The sequence below is a fragment of the Serratia sp. YWN4 genome (assembly GCF_055790845.1).
Genome location: NZ_CM147696.1, coordinates 15,269 through 32,625, shown reverse-complemented (window position 1 = coordinate 32,625; position 17,357 = coordinate 15,269). Strand labels below are relative to the sequence as shown.

11 protein-coding genes, 1 tRNA gene and 3 rRNA genes are annotated in these 17,357 nt (G+C 50.6%); 4 read left to right on the top strand and 11 right to left on the bottom strand.

All coding sequences use genetic code 11. The features are described from left to right. Nucleotides 1-28: 28 nt before the first annotated feature. The gene (gene polA, locus ACX9GT_RS00140; RefSeq protein ID WP_473189286.1) at nt 29-2,824 is read right to left on the bottom strand and encodes a DNA polymerase I; all 2,796 of its coding nucleotides are present in this window, start codon (nt 2,822-2,824) and stop codon (nt 29-31) included. 487 nt (nt 2,825-3,311) lie between these two features. Here polA and ACX9GT_RS00135 point away from each other — a divergent pair, with 487 nt between their 5' ends. Next, nucleotides 3,312-4,211, top strand: coding sequence for an acyltransferase (locus ACX9GT_RS00135; protein WP_473189285.1), 900 nt, complete (start codon nt 3,312-3,314; stop codon nt 4,209-4,211). 108 nt (nt 4,212-4,319) lie between these two features. Here ACX9GT_RS00135 and tnpA read toward each other — a convergent pair whose 3' ends face one another. The 5 genes from tnpA to ACX9GT_RS00110 all read right to left on the bottom strand — a co-directional run bounded on the left by tnpA (nt 4,320) and on the right by ACX9GT_RS00110 (nt 8,597). Further along, nucleotides 4,320-4,778 (bottom strand): IS200/IS605 family transposase, encoded by a 459-nt coding sequence (gene tnpA, locus ACX9GT_RS00130; protein ID WP_473189284.1) that lies wholly within the window; start codon nt 4,776-4,778, stop codon nt 4,320-4,322. A gap of 178 nt (nt 4,779-4,956) precedes the next feature. Beyond that, nucleotides 4,957-6,432, bottom strand: a complete 1,476-nt coding sequence (locus tag ACX9GT_RS00125) for an IS1182 family transposase (protein ID WP_473189283.1) — start codon at nt 6,430-6,432, stop codon at nt 4,957-4,959. Between the two features lie 159 nt (nt 6,433-6,591). After that, nucleotides 6,592-7,215 (bottom strand): thiol:disulfide interchange protein DsbA, encoded by a 624-nt coding sequence (dsbA, locus tag ACX9GT_RS00120; protein WP_473189282.1) that lies wholly within the window; start codon nt 7,213-7,215, stop codon nt 6,592-6,594. 29 nt (nt 7,216-7,244) lie between these two features. After that, nucleotides 7,245-8,234 carry a serine/threonine protein kinase gene (locus ACX9GT_RS00115; RefSeq protein WP_473189281.1) on the bottom strand — a complete coding sequence of 330 codons (990 nt, stop codon included), beginning with the start codon at nt 8,232-8,234 and terminating at the stop codon, nt 7,245-7,247. 93 nt (nt 8,235-8,327) lie between these two features. Continuing rightward, entirely contained in the window at nt 8,328-8,597 is a 270-nt protein-coding gene (locus tag ACX9GT_RS00110) for a YihD family protein (RefSeq protein WP_142008601.1), read from the bottom strand. A 152-nt stretch (nt 8,598-8,749) separates the two neighbouring features. Between ACX9GT_RS00110 and mobA the strand changes: the two genes are divergently transcribed. Beyond that, nucleotides 8,750-9,343 carry a molybdenum cofactor guanylyltransferase MobA gene (mobA, locus tag ACX9GT_RS00105; protein ID WP_473189280.1) on the top strand — a complete coding sequence of 198 codons (594 nt, stop codon included), beginning with the start codon at nt 8,750-8,752 and terminating at the stop codon, nt 9,341-9,343. Continuing rightward, nucleotides 9,336-9,857: a molybdopterin-guanine dinucleotide biosynthesis protein MobB gene (gene mobB / locus ACX9GT_RS00100; protein WP_473189279.1), complete on the top strand. Its 522-nt coding sequence runs from the start codon at nt 9,336-9,338 to the stop codon at nt 9,855-9,857. Before mobA ends, mobB begins: the two co-directional genes overlap by 8 nt. An 88-nt stretch (nt 9,858-9,945) precedes the next feature. On the opposite strand, the gene rrf is transcribed toward mobB, so the two are convergent. From rrf to ACX9GT_RS00080, 4 genes are all read right to left on the bottom strand, one after another. Further along, nucleotides 9,946-10,061: ribosomal RNA gene (gene rrf / locus ACX9GT_RS00095) — 5S ribosomal RNA — on the bottom strand. Nucleotides 10,062-10,182: 121 nt separating this feature from the next. Next, nucleotides 10,183-13,092, bottom strand: a 23S ribosomal RNA gene (locus tag ACX9GT_RS00090). Nucleotides 13,093-13,340: 248 nt separating this feature from the next. After that, nucleotides 13,341-13,416: transfer RNA gene (locus tag ACX9GT_RS00085), tRNA-Glu, on the bottom strand. A gap of 144 nt (nt 13,417-13,560) precedes the next feature. Continuing rightward, nucleotides 13,561-15,101: ribosomal RNA gene (locus ACX9GT_RS00080) — 16S ribosomal RNA — on the bottom strand. Together the 16S, 23S and 5S rRNA genes with 1 tRNA gene alongside form the textbook arrangement of a ribosomal RNA operon. 542 nt (nt 15,102-15,643) lie before the next feature. Here ACX9GT_RS00080 and ACX9GT_RS00075 point away from each other — a divergent pair. Continuing rightward, nucleotides 15,644-16,333 carry a FadR/GntR family transcriptional regulator gene (locus ACX9GT_RS00075; protein ID WP_473189278.1) on the top strand — a complete coding sequence of 230 codons (690 nt, stop codon included), beginning with the start codon at nt 15,644-15,646 and terminating at the stop codon, nt 16,331-16,333. A 19-nt stretch (nt 16,334-16,352) separates the two neighbouring features. Here ACX9GT_RS00075 and rbsR read toward each other — a convergent pair whose 3' ends face one another. Beyond that, nucleotides 16,353-17,354, bottom strand: coding sequence for a ribose operon transcriptional repressor RbsR (rbsR, locus tag ACX9GT_RS00070; protein WP_473189277.1), 1,002 nt, complete (start codon nt 17,352-17,354; stop codon nt 16,353-16,355). Nucleotides 17,355-17,357 lie beyond the last annotated feature (3 nt).

The window sequence follows — 17,357 nt, the reverse complement described above, 5'->3', positions numbered from 1 at the left end:
CCACACCCCTGATAAACGCAGCAAGCAATCAGTGAGCTTCATCCCAGTTTTTACCAACGCCGATATCCACCTTCAGTGGCACCGCCAGTTTCATGCTGCCTTCCATCAGTTCGTGAATACGCTGGCTCGCCTCTTCAATGGCCGATTCATGCACTTCAAACACCAGTTCATCATGTACTTGCATGATCATGCGCACTAACGGCTTTTCCTGCTCTTGCAACCAGGCATCTACTTCGATCATCGCACGCTTGATGATATCCGCTGCGGTACCCTGCATCGGGGCGTTAATCGCAGCTCGTTCAGCTGCCTTGCGGCGCATCGCGTTACTGGAACGTACGTCTGGCAGATACAACCGGCGACCGTCCAACGTGCTGACATAGCCCTGCGCAGAGGCCTGCTGGCGAGTGCGCTCCATATAGTCCAGCACACCGGGGTAGCGTTCGAAGTAAAGGTCCATATAGCGCTGGGCTTCGCCACGCGGGATCCCCAACTGACGCGCCAGACCAAACGCACTCATGCCGTAAATCAGGCCAAAGTTAATCGCCTTGGCACTGCGGCGCTGTTCGCTGGTCACTTTGTCGAGCGACAAGCCAAACACTTCTGCCGCGGTTGCACGGTGAATATCTTTGCCTTCAGCAAAAGCCTTCAACAACCCCTCATCTTGCGACAGATGAGCCATGATACGCAGTTCAATCTGCGAGTAGTCAGCAGCGACAATCCGGTAACCTTCTGGCGCAATAAACGCCTGACGGATACGACGACCTTCATCGTTGCGTACCGGGATGTTCTGCAGATTCGGATCGCTGGAGGAAAGGCGCCCGGTTGCCGTTACCGCCTGATGATAAGAAGTATGTACCCGCCCGCTAACCGGATTAATCATCAGCGGCAGCTTGTCGGTATACGTGGTTTTAAGTTTCGCCAAACCACGGTATTCCAGTAGTACTTTTGGCAATGGGTAATCCAGCGCCAACTCGGCCAAAACCTCTTCATTGGTTGAAGGGGCACCACCGGGGGTTTTCTTTAAAATTGGTAACTTTTGTTTTTCATACAAAATTGCCTGTAGCTGCTTGGTTGAAGCCAGATTAAATGGCTCTTCAGCCAGCTCATGCGCTTGCACTTCAAGCTCTGCCAGGCGTTTAGCCAGCTCTTTAGAATGCGCCGCCAGAATATTTTGATCGATCAGCACACCGGTTCGTTCGATATGGGAAAGTACCGGTAGCAACGGCATTTCAATTTCATTGAATACCGTCAGCAGATCTTCACTTTCTTTCAGTTTTGGCCACATCGCCAAGTGTAACTGTAGCGTGACGTCGGCATCTTCAGCGGCGTAAGACCCAGCTTGCTCAAGGGCAATCTGGTTAAAGGTCAGTTGATTTTTCCCCTTACCCGCAATTTCTTCAAAGGTAATGGTCTTATGACCTAGATGGCGATCGGCCAAGCTATCCATATCGTGGCGGCCACTGACGCTGTCCAGTACATAGGACTCAAGCATGGTGTCATAAGCAATACCACGCAGATCGATGTCATAACGCGCCAGCAGGCTCTTATCAAACTTCAGGTTCTGCCCAACCTTCAGCGCCTTTTCGTTTTCCAGCAGCGGCTTCAGAGTCGCCAACACATGGGCACGATCCAATTGAGGGGGAGCATCAAGGTAATCATGTGCGACTGGCAAATAGGCTGCCACGCCCGGCTCAATGGCAAATGACAAGCCAATCAGATTGGCGGTTAAGGTATCCAGGCCGTCAGTCTCGGTATCAAAGGCAAACACGTCCGCTTTTTTCAGGCGTGCTATCCAATCAGCAAAGGTTTCTTCATCAAGGATCGTGACATAACCTTCCTGCGACAGCGTGGCTTCACTGGCAACCTTAGGTGTTTCAGCCGCTGCCGCCGGTTTTGCACCGGTACTCGCTTTACGCCCGTTACCTTTATTTTCTAGCCAAGTACCAGCCTCAACGTCTGCCATCCAACGCTTGAATTCGTAGCGTTTAAACAGCGCCTGTAACTGATCAACATCTGGCTGGTTCACTTGCAGTTCGCCGCAGCTCAGTTCCAACTCAACGTCGGTTTTAATCGTCGCCAGCTTATAAGAGAGGTAAGCCACCTCTTTATTCTGCTCTAATTTGGCAGCAATAGTCTTGGCCCCACGGAAACTCAGCGTGGCAATGCTGTCGAGATTAGCATAGAGCGCATCCAATCCTCCCAGCCCTTGCAGCAGCGCCTGAGCGGTTTTCTCACCAACGCCAGGTACACCGGGGATATTATCTGACGAGTCACCCATCAGTGCCAGAAAATCGATGATCAGCTCTGGTGGAATGCCGTATTTATCACACACTTCCTGTGGACCGAGGATAGTGTTGTTCATGGTGTTGATCAGGGTGATATTTGGCGTCACCAGTTGCGCCATATCCTTGTCACCGGTACTGATCAATACCGCGTGGCCGGCCTTTTCAGCCTCTTGTGCCAAGGTACCGATCACGTCATCGGCTTCCACTCCTGGCGTCACGATCAGCGGCAACCCCATGGCCTTCACCATTTGGTGCAGCGGTTCGATCTGCGCACGCAAATCGTCCGGCATCGGTGGCCGGTGTGATTTGTATTCGGCAAACAGATCGTCACGGAAAGTTTTGCCTTTGGCGTCGAACACCACCGCCACGTGGCTAGGGGTGTACTGCAGAAGCAGGCTGCGCAGCATATTCAGCACACCGTACATCGCCCCGGTCGGCTCGCCAACGGAGTTGGTTAGCGGTGGGAAGGCATGATAGGCACGATAGAGGTAGGAAGAACCATCTACCAGGATTAATGGGTTTTCTGCAATCTGGGCCATAGCGTTTCTTTTTTATTCGTGAAAAGACTGAGCTAAGCATGCCATAGCTAGCCGCTGGTGACGAACCTTAGCGTGCATTGTCGGTAAATTTGATGGGATTCTGCGAGGCGATCCGCAAGATCCTTCTTGTGGATAACTTTGTGCATAGAAAAGATAGCGAATTATAATAATGTGCTTATTATTATAACTAAAAATAAAATTATCAGTTAAATCATGGCGTTAAAATAAATTATTTTATGCCTTGATATTAATCATCTTTCAAGCAATTTGTGGATATAACTTAAGCCAAATGCTAGCAGCACAAATAATCAATTTTTGGCGCCTCAATGACCATAGCACAAGATTAAAGATTTGCACGGGGACGTAATACTCGGCTATGCCTTTGCAATCAAAACACTGACTTTTAGCAGCGTTATCTTCCACTGGTTTCTGTTAAAATATTTTCCCATGCATAACAATGTTTTCATTCACCTTCAGCACTTAACTCATGCCAAAATTGTTATCCCCCGTTATTTTTATCCTCTCTACACTGCTCACCATTGTAGTGACGGTTTTATGCTCTATCCCGATCACTTTGGCTGGCGTTATTAAACTGTTGGTTCCGGTTCCCACTCTTTGGCGACATATCTCCATCTTTAGTGATTACATGATGTGGTGCTGGTGCCAAAGCCTAGCCTTGCTACTAAAAAAAATTAACACGGGTATGCAATGGGATATTGATGGGCTGAAAGGGCTGGAAAAAAAGAATTGGTATCTGCTGATCGGTAATCATCAAAGCTGGTCGGATATTGTTGTGCTCTGTGTACTCTTTCGTAATCATATTCCGATGAATAAGTATTTCCTCAAACAGCAGTTAGCCTGGATACCCTTCGTTGGCTTGGCCTGCTGGGCGCTGGATATGCCATTCATGAAACGCTATTCACGCTCATATTTGCTGAAGCATCCGGAAAAACGGGGACGGGATATCGAAACAACTCGTCGTTCCTGTGAGAAGTTTCGCCAACGCCCAACAACTATCGTTAATTTCGTTGAGGGTTCGCGTTTTACGGAAGCGAAAAAAATCAAAACTCACTCACCTTACCGTAATTTACTGGCACCCAAAGCGGCCGGTATTGCCTTTACGCTCAACGCGCTTGGTAACCAGTTTGATAAAGTATTGAATGTGACTCTGCTCTATCCTGATAACCAGACGCACCCGTTTATGGATATGCTGTGCGGCCGGCTGAAACGCATTGTGGTAAGAATTGAATGCCTGCCGATTGATAAAACCTTGCACGGGGATTACTTCAACGACAAGCAGTTCAAGCGCAAATTCCAGCTTTGGTTGAATACCTTATGGCTGGAAAAAGACCGCCTGCTTGATAAACTCAAGCGCCAGTACCGCTAAAATAAATATCCTCCGGCATAGCCGGAGGTTTTTCATATGCGCCTATAAGGCTCTCTTGCCAGCCGCGCCCTAACAGGCGCATCGCGATCTGACATTTGCATTTATGGATTACTTACGGCTCGTAAACGGGCTGCCCGGATAGGGGATCGAGAGTTGCTCACCCATTTTATCCTCTTCCAACTGGTGCTTTATGTATTCTTGTATCCTGGCTGTGTTTTTCACAACCGTATCAACATAATACCCTCGGCACCAGAACTCCCTGTTATGGTATTTGAACTTCAAATCGCCAAACTGCTCATAAAGCATCAGGCTGCTCTTTCCCTTTAGGTATCCCATAAAACCCGGCACACTGATTTTGGGCGGGATTTCCAGAAGCATATGGATGTGATCCACACAGCATTCTGCTTCCAGAATATTCACGTTTTTCCATTCGCACAGCTTTCTTAAGATACTGACTATCGCTTTACGCTTTTCCCCGTAGAACACCTGTCTTCGGTACTTCGGCGCAAAAACTATGTGATATTTACAGTTCCATCGCGTGTGCGCTAAGCTCTTTTCGTCCCTCATAGGGACCCCCTTTTGATTTCTTGTTTAACGTTTGCAGTTGCCAGACCGCAAACTGTTTTAACAAATCAAAAGGGGTTTTTATAACTGGCTCAAAGCTGAAAGCTTTACGGAACCTCCAGCCTAGCTGGAGGTTCAGACTGCTGACTAACCCCACTTCTTCAGGTGGGGTTCTTCTTTTTTAGCGACCGCAGGTCGCGATCGCGATATTTTTCCATAACCCCGTCATTGGCAACTTCTGTTCGCCCAAGGCACCTTTCTGGCCTTCCCAAGACGCTTTCCACCACCGGTAAAGACAATAAAGAAGCGCCAGCAGCGCCATCTTTTTCATATTCTGCGCTGTGGCCGCCAGCAGGCACTGCATCTGCACTTTTGACAGGCCACGGAACCGCGCATATCGATGGCCATGGTGCTGTTTCGCATCCGCGAAGCTTCTCTCCACTGTCTCTTTGCGCCGCGCGTAGATTTTCTTGCCCCATTTCGTCAGCCGTAACCTGTTGGCTTCCTCTTTCGCCTCTTCCCACACATGCCGCGTTATCGTTTTCTGTGCCTTGCTGTTCTGCGTACATTGCTGCCTCTGCTCACACCGCTGGCACACTGCCGGGGGTGAACGGTAATGCCGATAACCGTTACGGTCTGTCGTGCTGTAGACCAGCAACGTGTCTGCCGGGCACACATACACATCACGCTTCTCATCGTACCTGAAGTGCTTTTTCTGGAAGTCATTCTGACCTTTGTGCGGCCGCCGATAGCCGGGAACCAGCGCGATACCCATTTCCTGTGTCAGATGGCACACCGCGGCGGTGAAGTAACCCGCGTCCACGCCCACCGCCACCGGCTCCAGACCGAAGCGCTCTACCTGCCGCTCAAGTCGCCCGATAAAGGGCTGGCTGTCATGGACATTACCCGGTGTCACATGCGTATCCAGGATGATGCCGTGCTTCCCGTCCACCGTGCGGTGGTCCAGATAGAAGAAGCCCTTCGGTTTGTTATCCCGGTGCATAAAGCCGCTTTCCGGGTCGGTGGTGCTGACTTTGGTGTTCTTAACGGCGACGGCGTTTTCGGGAGTCTTTTTTACGGCAGGCAGCGGCTTTTTTTCGTGCTTCTTCCTGTCGGCCTCTACAGCAGCATCAAGCTGCTCCAGATATTCACTGACGCCTACCGGACGTTCTTCATTCACCGCTCTGCGAGGGTTGGCGTCGGCTTTCAAGTGCGTGCTGTCAGTGTAGAGAACACGCCCGTTAGCCATGCCACGGCTGAGAGCCTGTTCTACGATGTGGTCAAAAATCTGCTGGAAGACGTCGCTGTGGTTGAAGCGGCGGAGGCGGTTCTGGCTCAGGGTCGAGGCGTCAGGGACTTTTTCGGTGAGGGCCATACGCAGGAACCAGCGATAAGCGACATTGACCTGTATTTCCTTGACCAGACGGCGCTCGCTGGGGATACCGAAGAGATAACCCAGCAGCATCATTTTAATCAGGCGAACGGGGTCAATAGCGGGTCTGCCGTTATCGGGACAGTAGAGATGAGCAACGGCGTCGCGGATAAATTCAAAATCAATGGCGGCATCGATTTGGCGAACCAGATGGTCTTCAGGGACCAACTCATCCAGGGTGATGGTTTCAAACTGATATTGCTGGGGAGAGGGTGTTTTGAGCATGGCAGTCAGTCCATTTTTTGCACTGACCTTATTAGATCAAAGTCCTGGCCTCACGGCCAGGACTTTGTCATCAATCTGAACCTCCAGCCTAGCTGGAGGTTTTCTGTGCACAAATAAAAAAACGCCGGATTAACCGGCGTTAGTTATCTTGTCTACACGTTATTTCTTTTCACTCAGGAATTTTACTACGTCAGCAAATTGCTTCACGTAAGCTTCCATTGAGCTGGTATCCAAACCATCAGGCTTCACCATGTATTTGCCATTAACAAACATCGCTGGTACACCACGCAGTTGCAGATCTTCAGCCGCTTTCTCTTGCTGAACTACCAAGGATTTCACGACAAAACTGTTCAGGGCCGCATCATAATCTTCCGCGCTGACGCCTGCCTTCACGAAAACATTACGGATGTCATCTGGCGTTTGTACCGTTTGGGTTTTCTGTACGGCTTCAAACATCAGCGGAGTGATTTTATCTTCCACACCTAAGGCTATCGCCACAGCCCATGCCTGAGTCATCTGTTTGCCCAATGGCCCCAGGAACTCCACATGATATTTGGTCATTTTGGTGCCCGCGGGCAAGACCTTCTTCACGCTATCAGAAACGTGATAAACCTCTTCAAACTGATAACAGTGTGGGCAATAGAAGGAGAAAAACTCCAATACTTGCGGTTCACCGGTCACAGGTTTGTCCAAAGTGACATACTGCGTGCCTTCACTGAATTGCGCAGCAGAGGCACTGAATGCCATCACCATGCCAACGAGTGCCAACCATATTTTCTTCATAAAACTAAACTCTCCATTATGTTAAAGCTTCAATACATTGGCATCAGCTGCAGAGGAGGTTCCTGCAACAGCTTAACCTGCTCAGTAAATGCCTTAGTCTGAGATAACCAAAAATCAGACTCCGCCATCCACGGAAAACTTTTGGGGAATGCCGGGTCTTGCCAGCGGCGTGCTACCCATGCCAGGTAATACACCATACGCATCGCCCGCAACGGCTCAATTAACGCTAGTTCACGCTGATCGAATTCGGCAAATTCAGCGTAGGCTTCCAGCAAGATATCCAGTTGCATCAGTTGATCACGGCGCTCACCATGCAACAACATCCACAGATCCTGCACTGCTGGCCCATTGCGCGCATCATCCAGATCGACGAACAATGGCCCATCACGCCACAGAATATTGCCTGGGTGGCAGTCACCGTGCACACGCAACGGCTGCCAATCCAATTGCCAATGCTGTTTGATGACGGCAATCAGATTATCCATAGCGCTCAAGAAAGTATCGCGCTGGGCCTTGGGCACTAAAGCGCAGTTTGCCAAAACCTGCCGCGGCGCCGTGAGATACTCTTCAACGCCAATGGAGGGGCGCTCTGCAAACAAACTTTCGCTACCCACCTGATGAATACGACCAAGAAAACGCCCAACCCATTCCAATTGCTCAAGGCTGTCTATCTCATATTGCCGGCCACCCACACTGGGAAAGACGGTAAAAAAGAACCCCGCATGGGTATGTAGGGTATTGCCTTGCAACAACAGCGGTGCAACTACCGGAATTTCAGCTTGGGATAGCTCAAGAGCAAACTGATGCTCTTCGCCGATTTGTATCGCACTCCAACGCTCTGGCCGATAAAATTTCACCACGTAACGCTTACGATCTTCATCCATAAACTGATAAACGCGGTTTTCATAGCTGTTCAGCGCCGTCAGCCCGGAATCAACACGCAAACCAATCCCTTCCAAAGCATCCATAATCAGATCGGGAGAAAGGGTTTCAAAATTAAAAGCAGAGTTATTATTCATAACAACTATTCAGCTCGCCAGATGACAGCACAGTGCCAAGTATGAGAAATAGTAGCACTAATCATCACTACAGATGACTGCCCCTGATGAATGCTAGTCTTTAATAACCCCACGAGCACGCAGCAATGCGGTTTTGAAGTCTTCTTCGTAGTCTTTCTTCAAGCCTGGGATCTGCTCGGTGCCAGCACTGCCGCGCATTTTAAGATGGTAAATCAAAATATCATCGCTCAGATCCGCCAACTCGCCCTGAAAACCCGCTTCCTGCGCCAGCTTTTGCAGAAACTGAATCAAATTGAGATCCGGATCCTGCTGCCAGGCCGGGTGAAGCAGCTCAATCAACTCGTTTACGCGATGCGTTTTCATACCAATATCATCCAGTGAAGTGAATAAACTCACAAAGTAGCAGGCTTACTCACGCAGTGAAAGAACCAGCTTGTCAATAAAGGTAAATCACCCTGCCCGCACGGGTTTAGCGTTACAATCAGTACATTAGTGATACAGCAGAGTGATGAATTATGCGTACAGAAATAACCGGCGTTATTCTGGCCGGAGGGCGCTCTACCCGTATGGCGGGTGAAGATAAAGGGCTGATTCAATTGGATGATAAGGCATTGTACCAACACGTGTTGGCTCGATTAATGCCGCAGGTTGGTAACCCGATTATCTGCGCAAACCGCAATCAGCAACGCTATAGGGAAAGCGGTTTACCAGTAGTAAGCGATCTGACGGCTGATTTCCCCGGCCCGTTAGCCGGTATATTGGCAGGGCTCCACTATGCCAATACTGAGTGGATAGTTTGTGCCCCCTGTGATGTGCCGAATCTCCCTGATAATTTGGTTGAGCAACTATGGCAGCATAAAGGCACAGCGCTGGCTGCTTATGCCAGCGACGGCGAGCGCCCGCACCCCACATTAGCATTACTGCATACCAGCCTGTTGGGTAACTTGACAGATTATCTGGCTCGCGGCGAGCGTAAGCTGATGCTGTTTATGGAGGCCATAGGCGCGCAGCAGGTTGTATTCAATAACCAGCAACAGGCATTCCGCAATTTAAATACGCCTGAAGATTGCCAGCAATGGTTACAGGAGAAAGGGATCGTTGATGACTAACTCATTACCGCCTTTACTCGCTATCGCTGCTTATAGTGGTACAGGAAAAACGACGCTGCTTAAGCAATTAATTCCACTATTGAAACAGCAACAAATACGGATTGGGCTGATTAAACATACTCATCATGATATGGACGTCGATACGCCAGGCAAAGACAGCTACGAATTGCGTAAAGCCGGTGCAAGTCAAACGTTGGTGGCTAACGATCGGCGTTGGGCACTGATGACTGAAACACCTGAACAGCAAGCACTGGACTTAATGTATTTGGCCAGCAGGTTCGACAGCAGCAAAGTGGATTTAATTCTGGTGGAGGGATTCAAACATGAACCTATCAGTAAAATCGTTCTTTATCGCGAGGAAGTGGGGAAACCACTCGAAAATATGCTGGATGAATATGTTATTGCGGTGGCTAGTGATAAAAAAGCCAACAATATACTGCGGCAATTAGATATCAATCGGCCAGAGGAGATCGCCGTATTTATTACACAATGGCTGAAGGAAATAAGAGAATAAGTGAGTCTATTGAACAAATTAATTTTGGGCTTAAGTCTCAAAGCAAAAAGCCTCATGCTTTCGCATGAGGCTTTTTACTTTGTTTGATGCCTGGCAGTGTCCTACTCTCGCATGGGGAGACCCCACACTACCATCGGCGCTACGGCGTTTCACTTCTGAGTTCGGCATGGGGTCAGGTGGGACCACCGCGCTATTGCCGCCAGGCAAATTCTGTTTCATTCCAAGCCGTCACATGTCTTCACACGCAACCACCGGAACCAATCTAGGAACATCGCTGAAAATTAAAACTTCAATATTTCGTCTCTAAAAACACCTTCGGTGTTGTAAGGTTAAGCCTCACGGTTCATTAGTACTGGTTAGCTCAATGCATCGCTGCACTTACACACCCAGCCTATCAACGTCTTAGTCTTAAACGTTCCTTCAGGAGCCTTAAAGGCCCAGGGAAGACTCATCTCGAGGCTAGTTTCGCGCTTAGATGCTTTCAGCGCTTATCTGTTCCGCACTTAGCTACCGGGCAGTGCCATTGGCATGACAACCCGAACACCAGTGGTGCGTTCACTCCGGTCCTCTCGTACTAGGAGCAACCCCTCTCAATCTTCCAACGCCCACGGCAGATAGGGACCGAACTGTCTCACGACGTTCTAAACCCAGCTCGCGTACCACTTTAAATGGCGAACAGCCATACCCTTGGGACCTACTTCAGCCCCAGGATGTGATGAGCCGACATCGAGGTGCCAAACACCGCCGTCGATATGAACTCTTGGGCGGTATCAGCCTGTTATCCCCGGAGTACCTTTTATCCGTTGAGCGATGGCCCTTCCATTCAGAACCACCGGATCACTAAGACCTACTTTCGTACCTGCTCGAGCCGTCACTCTCGCAGTCAAGCTAGCTTATGCCTTTGCACTAACCTCACGATGTCCGACCGTGATTAGCTAACCTTCGTGCTCCTCCGTTACTCTTTGGGAGGAGACCGCCCCAGTCAAACTACCCACCAGACACTGTCCTCACCCCCGATTAGGGGGCCGAGTTAGAACATCAAACATTAAAGGGTGGTATTTCAAGGTTGGCTCCATGCAGACTGGCGTCTACACTTCATTGCCTCCCACCTATCCTACACATCAAGGCTCAATGTTCAGTGTCAAGCTATAGTAAAGGTTCACGGGGTCTTTCCGTCTTGCCGCGGGTACACTGCATCTTCACAGCGAGTTCAATTTCACTGAGTCTCGGGTGGAGACAGCCTGGCCATCATTACGCCATTCGTGCAGGTCGGAACTTACCCGACAAGGAATTTCGCTACCTTAGGACCGTTATAGTTACGGCCGCCGTTTACTGGGGCTTCGATCAAGAGCTTCGCCTTGCGGCTAACCCCATCAATTAACCTTCCAGCACCGGGCAGGCGTCACACCGTATACGTCCACTTTCGTGTTTGCACAGTGCTGTGTTTTTATTAAACAGTTGCAGCCAGCTGGTATCTGCGACTGGCTTCAGCTCCATCCGCAAGGGACTTCACCTACGCGCCAGCGTGCCTTCTCCCGAAGTTACGGCACCATTTTGCCTAGTTCCTTCACCCGAGTTCTCTCAAGCGCCTGGGTATTCTCTACCTGACCACCTGTGTCGGTTTGGGGTACGATTCTGTGTTACCTGGAGCTTAGAGGCTTTTCCTGGAAGCTTGGCATCAACTGCTTCTGCACCGTAGTGCATCGTCATCACGCCTCAGGGTTGAATAAGAGAACGGATTTACCAATTCTCTCCCCCTACACGCTTAAACCGGGACAACCGTCGCCCGGCCAGCCTAGCCTTCTCCGTCCCCCCTTCGCAGTAACACCGAGTACGGGAATATTAACCCGTTTCCCATCGACTACGCCTTTCGGCCTCGCCTTAGGGGTCGACTCACCCTGCCCCGATTAACGTTGGACAGGAACCCTTGGTCTTCCGGCGAGCGGGTTTTTCACCCGCTTTATCGTTACTTATGTCAGCATTCGCACTTCTGATACCTCCAGCAGCCCTCACAGACCACCTTCAACGGCTTACAGAACGCTCCCCTACCCAACAACGCCTAAGCGTCGCTGCCGCAGCTTCGGTGCATGGTTTAGCCCCGTTACATCTTCCGCGCAGGCCGACTCGACCAGTGAGCTATTACGCTTTCTTTAAATGATGGCTGCTTCTAAGCCAACATCCTGGCTGTCTATGCCTTCCCACATCGTTTCCCACTTAACCATGACTTTGGGACCTTAGCTGGCGGTCTGGGTTGTTTCCCTCTTCACGACGGACGTTAGCACCCGCCGTGTGTCTCCCGTGATAACATTCTTCGGTATTCGGAGTTTGCATCGGGTTGGTAAGCCGGGATGGCCCCCTAGCCGAAACAGTGCTCTACCCCCGAAGATGAGTTCACGAGGCGCTACCTAAATAGCTTTCGGGGAGAACCAGCTATCTCCCGGTTTGATTGGCCTTTCACCCCCAGCCACAAGTCATCCGCTAATTTTTCAACATTAGTCGGTTCGGTCCTCCAGTTAGTGTTACCCAACCTTCAACCTGCCCATGGCTAGATCACCGGGTTTCGGGTCTATACCTTGCAACTAGACGCCCAGTTAAGACTCGGTTTCCCTACGGCTCCCCTATACGGTTAACCTTGCTACAAAATATAAGTCGCTGACCCATTATACAAAAGGTACGCAGTCACCCCATAAAAGAGGCTCCCACTGCTTGTACGTACACGGTTTCAGGTTCTGTTTCACTCCCCTCGCCGGGGTTCTTTTCGCCTTTCCCTCACGGTACTGGTTCACTATCGGTCAGTCAGGAGTATTTAGCCTTGGAGGATGGTCCCCCCATATTCAGACAGGATGTCACGTGTCCCGCCCTACTCATCGAACTCACAGCTGATGCATTTTAGTGTACGGGGCTATCACCCTTTGCTGCGCGACTTTCCAGACGCTTCCACTAACACACCAACTGATTCAGGTTCTGGGCTCTTCCCCGTTCGCTCGCCGCTACTGGGGGAATCTCGGTTGATTTCTTTTCCTCGGGGTACTTAGATGTTTCAGTTCCCCCGGTTCGCCTCATGCCACTATGTATTCATGACATGATAGTGCAACGGATTGCACTGGGTTTCCCCATTCGGGTATTGCCGGTTATAACGGTTCATATCACCTTACCGACACTTTTCGCAGATTAGCACGCCCTTCATCGCCTCTGACTGCCTAGGCATCCACCGTGTACGCTTAGTCACTTAACCTCACAACCCGAAGGTGTTTCCTGTAAACAGAAGACAACAGTCGTGCTGTAAATCATTGAGAGACTCTCTGACAGGGTACTTCTTACCCCAATAACGCTACGGAGGGATAAGGTTCTGCTGTCAGGTTTCAATTTTCAGCTTGTTCCAGATTGTTAAAGAGCAATATCGTAAACACGACTCGTGAGAGTCATCTTTACGATTTTTTCGGTTTAAATAACCGGTGATAATGTCTTTCACGCATTATCGGATGGCGTCCCCAAGGGGATTCGAACCCCTGTTACAGCCGTGAAAGGGCAGTGTCCTAGGCCTCTAGACGATGGGGACACAAAATCCGATTAAACCCAGGGTTTAACCGTTTCTCGTATCAGCATGAGTCCAGGACTCATTACCTCAACAGGTCGCGCTTTTGCTCGTTACTTTTTCATCAGACAATCTGTTGTGAACACTCACTCAATCAATATCGTTCGGTAAGGAGGTGATCCAACCGCAGGTTCCCCTACGGTTACCTTGTTACGACTTCACCCCAGTCATGAATCACAAAGTGGTAAGCGCCCTCCCGAAGGTTAAGCTACCTACTTCTTTTGCAACCCACTCCCATGGTGTGACGGGCGGTGTGTACAAGGCCCGGGAACGTATTCACCGTAGCATTCTGATCTACGATTACTAGCGATTCCGACTTCATGGAGTCGAGTTGCAGACTCCAATCCGGACTACGACATACTTTATGAGGTCCGCTGGCTCTCGCGAGTTTGCTTCTCTTTGTATATGCCATTGTAGCACGTGTGTAGCCCTACTCGTAAGGGCCATGATGACTTGACGTCATCCCCACCTTCCTCCGGTTTATCACCGGCAGTCTCCTTTGAGTTCCCACCATTACGTGCTGGCAACAAAGGATAAGGGTTGCGCTCGTTGCGGGACTTAACCCAACATTTCACAACACGAGCTGACGACAGCCATGCAGCACCTGTCTCACGGTTCCCGAAGGCACCAAGGTATCTCTACCAAGTTCCGTGGATGTCAAGAGTAGGTAAGGTTCTTCGCGTTGCATCGAATTAAACCACATGCTCCACCGCTTGTGCGGGCCCCCGTCAATTCATTTGAGTTTTAACCTTGCGGCCGTACTCCCCAGGCGGTCGACTTAACGCGTTAGCTCCGGAAGCCACGCCTCAAGGGCACAACCTCCAAGTCGACATCGTTTACAGCGTGGACTACCAGGGTATCTAATCCTGTTTGCTCCCCACGCTTTCGCACCTGAGCGTCAGTCTTTGTCCAGGGGGCCGCCTTCGCCACCGGTATTCCTCCAGATCTCTACGCATTTCACCGCTACACCTGGAATTCTACCCCCCTCTACAAGACTCTAGCTTGCCAGTTTCAAATGCAGTTCCCACGTTAAGCGCGGGGATTTCACATCTGACTTAACAAACCGCCTGCGTGCGCTTTACGCCCAGTAATTCCGATTAACGCTTGCACCCTCCGTATTACCGCGGCTGCTGGCACGGAGTTAGCCGGTGCTTCTTCTGCGAGTAACGTCAATGCATGGCGCTATTAACACCACACCCTTCCTCCTCGCTGAAAGTGCTTTACAACCCGAAGGCCTTCTTCACACACGCGGCATGGCTGCATCAGGCTTGCGCCCATTGTGCAATATTCCCCACTGCTGCCTCCCGTAGGAGTCTGGACCGTGTCTCAGTTCCAGTGTGGCTGGTCATCCTCTCAGACCAGCTAGGGATCGTCGCCTAGGTGAGCCATTACCCCACCTACTAGCTAATCCCATCTGGGCACATCCGATGGTGTGAGGCCCGAAGGTCCCCCACTTTGGTCCGAAGACGTTATGCGGTATTAGCTACCGTTTCCAGTAGTTATCCCCCTCCATCGGGCAGTTTCCCAGACATTACTCACCCGTCCGCCGCTCGTCACCCAGGAGCAAGCTCCCTGTGCTACCGCTCGACTTGCATGTGTTAGGCCTGCCGCCAGCGTTCAATCTGAGCCATGATCAAACTCTTCAATTAAAAGCTTGATGTGCTGCAACTCGTGCAGCGATGCTCAAAGATTACTTTCTACAAATATTCATTGGAACCGAAGTTCAAATGTTTACTGCTTTGGTCACTCTTCAAGACTTGATATTTTGTTGCTGCCGAAGCAGCTGGATATCGTCTTGTGAGTGCCCACACAGATTGTCTGATAAATTGTTAAAGAGCGTGGTTACCGGCATGTTTCTCGGTAACGCGGGAGGCAGATAATACGCTTTCCCGCTGAAGAGTCAACCTTTTTTCTCTGCCGAGATGCGGTGTTTTCACCGGGTTGCTTCTTCCTGGCTGGGCGACATTCTTTGCTATAAAGAGTTCGTTGTTCCCGGTCAGTGGAGGCGCATTATAGGGAGTTCTCAGAGCGCCGCAACCCCTAAATTCAAAAAACGTTTCAAGCGCGGATATTTTCGACAAAACGCTGCGCAAGGCAGCGTTTTTGCCGCTTTTCCCCGAAAACAGCCGTAAAAGCTGGCGCACCCTAGAGTAAAATGAAGGGTAACGATGCAAGCCAAGGATCCGCAGCCATGCAATTTAATGCTCAACAACAGGCCGCACAGCGAAATCTTTCTTATCTGCTGGCAGAAAAGCTCGGCCAACAAATTCTGGCGGGCGAATATGAAGCGGGCAGTATTCTACCGGGTGAGATGGAGCTGGGGGAGCAATTTGGTGTCAGCCGTACTGCGGTACGGGAAGCGGTAAAAATACTGGCTGCCAAAGGTATGTTATTGCCACGCCCACGTATCGGCACGCGAGTGATGCCACAAAGCCAATGGAACTTTCTCGATCAGGATTTACTGGCCTGGTGGATGACCAAGGAGAACTTCGATCAGGTCATGCAGCACTTCCTGATCCTGCGCACCACGCTCGAACCTCAAGCCTGTTCCTTGGCAGCCACCAAAGCCACTGCGCAACAGAAAGCACAGTTAACTCATCTGATGCAGGAGATGCGCGAGCTACACACTGATTTTGACCGCGAACGCTGGATTGAGGTCGATAGCCAATATCACCAGTTGATATACGAAGCCAGCGCTAACCCGTTTCTGACCTCATTCGCCAAGTTGTTCAGTTCGGTCTATCAAAACTACTTCCGGGCGATCACCGGGAACGAAGTGATTAAGCTGCAAAGCCATCAGGCGATTGTCGATGCCATCGTGTCGGGCGACAGCGCGGCAGCACTATTTGCATGCCAGGCTTTGCTACAAGATAACGGGTAGCTTATATATAGAAGAAAATTTAACGGCGACCCACGGAGGCGCGATCCACCAGCTCGGGCGTCAGCACCATCACTTGCGCCTCACGTTCGGGGTGTTGCAGACGATGGATCAACGCATCAATGGCCAACTCCCCGAGTGAATCTTTCGGCTGATGAATGGTACTAAGCGGTGGCGTTAAGTATTTAGCCAACTCGATATCGTCATACCCTATAACGGCCATATCCTGCGGCACCACCATCCCCACCTGATACAGTGCCTGGTAAACCCCTACGGCTATCGCATCATTACCAGCAAACACCGCATGCGGCGGTTCAGCCAACACCAGCAGTTGCTGCATAGCTTGAACACCGCCCTCAAATTCAAAGTCGCAATGCACTTCATAATCAGGCGGGATATCGAGCCCGGCACGCTGCATCGCACGGCGATACCCTTCCAAACGATGGCGCGCGGTAGTTTTATCCTGCGGCCCGGCAATGCAGGCAATTTTGCGGTAACCACGGCCGATCAGATGATCGGTAGCCATTTCACCACCAAGCAACGAGTTATCCTGAATAATATCGTTAGCCCCTTCGAACGGTGCCCAATCCATCATCACAATGGGTAAAGAGGGATAACAACTCAGTGCGTCCGGTGACGGACGATGATTCTCGGTACACATTAATAGCAAACCATCGACTCGCTTTTGCAACAGCGTTTCCATGCTGCGGTTCATGCGCGCCGCATCTTCTTCGGTATTGCACAGGATCAGGCTATAGCCGCGTTCATAGCAGCTGCGCTCGACGCCACGCACCACTTCGGCATAAAACGGGTTATTACTGGAAGTGACCAGCATACCGATGGTGTGCGTGGTATTGAGTTTCAGGCTGCGGGCCAAGGCTGAAGGAGCATAATTAAGCTGTTCGACGGCCGCCATGACTTTGCCGCGCACGCTGTCGCTGACAAAGCGATTGTTATTGATTACGTGCGATACCGTCGAGGTGGAAACCCCTGCCAGACGGGCAACATCTTTCATGGTGGCCAAAAG

Coding starts and splice junctions, on each gene's coding strand:
- polA (WP_473189286.1), bottom strand. CDS start 2,824: ATGGCCCAGATTGCAGAAAACCCATTAATCCTGGTAGATGGTTCTTCC.
- ACX9GT_RS00135 (WP_473189285.1), top strand. CDS start 3,312: ATGCCAAAATTGTTATCCCCCGTTATTTTTATCCTCTCTACACTGCTC.
- tnpA (WP_473189284.1), bottom strand. CDS start 4,778: ATGAGGGACGAAAAGAGCTTAGCGCACACGCGATGGAACTGTAAATAT.
- ACX9GT_RS00125 (WP_473189283.1), bottom strand. CDS start 6,432: ATGCTCAAAACACCCTCTCCCCAGCAATATCAGTTTGAAACCATCACC.
- dsbA (WP_473189282.1), bottom strand. CDS start 7,215: ATGAAGAAAATATGGTTGGCACTCGTTGGCATGGTGATGGCATTCAGT.
- ACX9GT_RS00115 (WP_473189281.1), bottom strand. CDS start 8,234: ATGAATAATAACTCTGCTTTTAATTTTGAAACCCTTTCTCCCGATCTG.
- ACX9GT_RS00110 (WP_142008601.1), bottom strand. CDS start 8,597: ATGAAAACGCATCGCGTAAACGAGTTGATTGAGCTGCTTCACCCGGCC.
- mobA (WP_473189280.1), top strand. CDS start 8,750: ATGCGTACAGAAATAACCGGCGTTATTCTGGCCGGAGGGCGCTCTACC.
- mobB (WP_473189279.1), top strand. CDS start 9,336: ATGACTAACTCATTACCGCCTTTACTCGCTATCGCTGCTTATAGTGGT.
- ACX9GT_RS00075 (WP_473189278.1), top strand. CDS start 15,644: ATGCAATTTAATGCTCAACAACAGGCCGCACAGCGAAATCTTTCTTAT.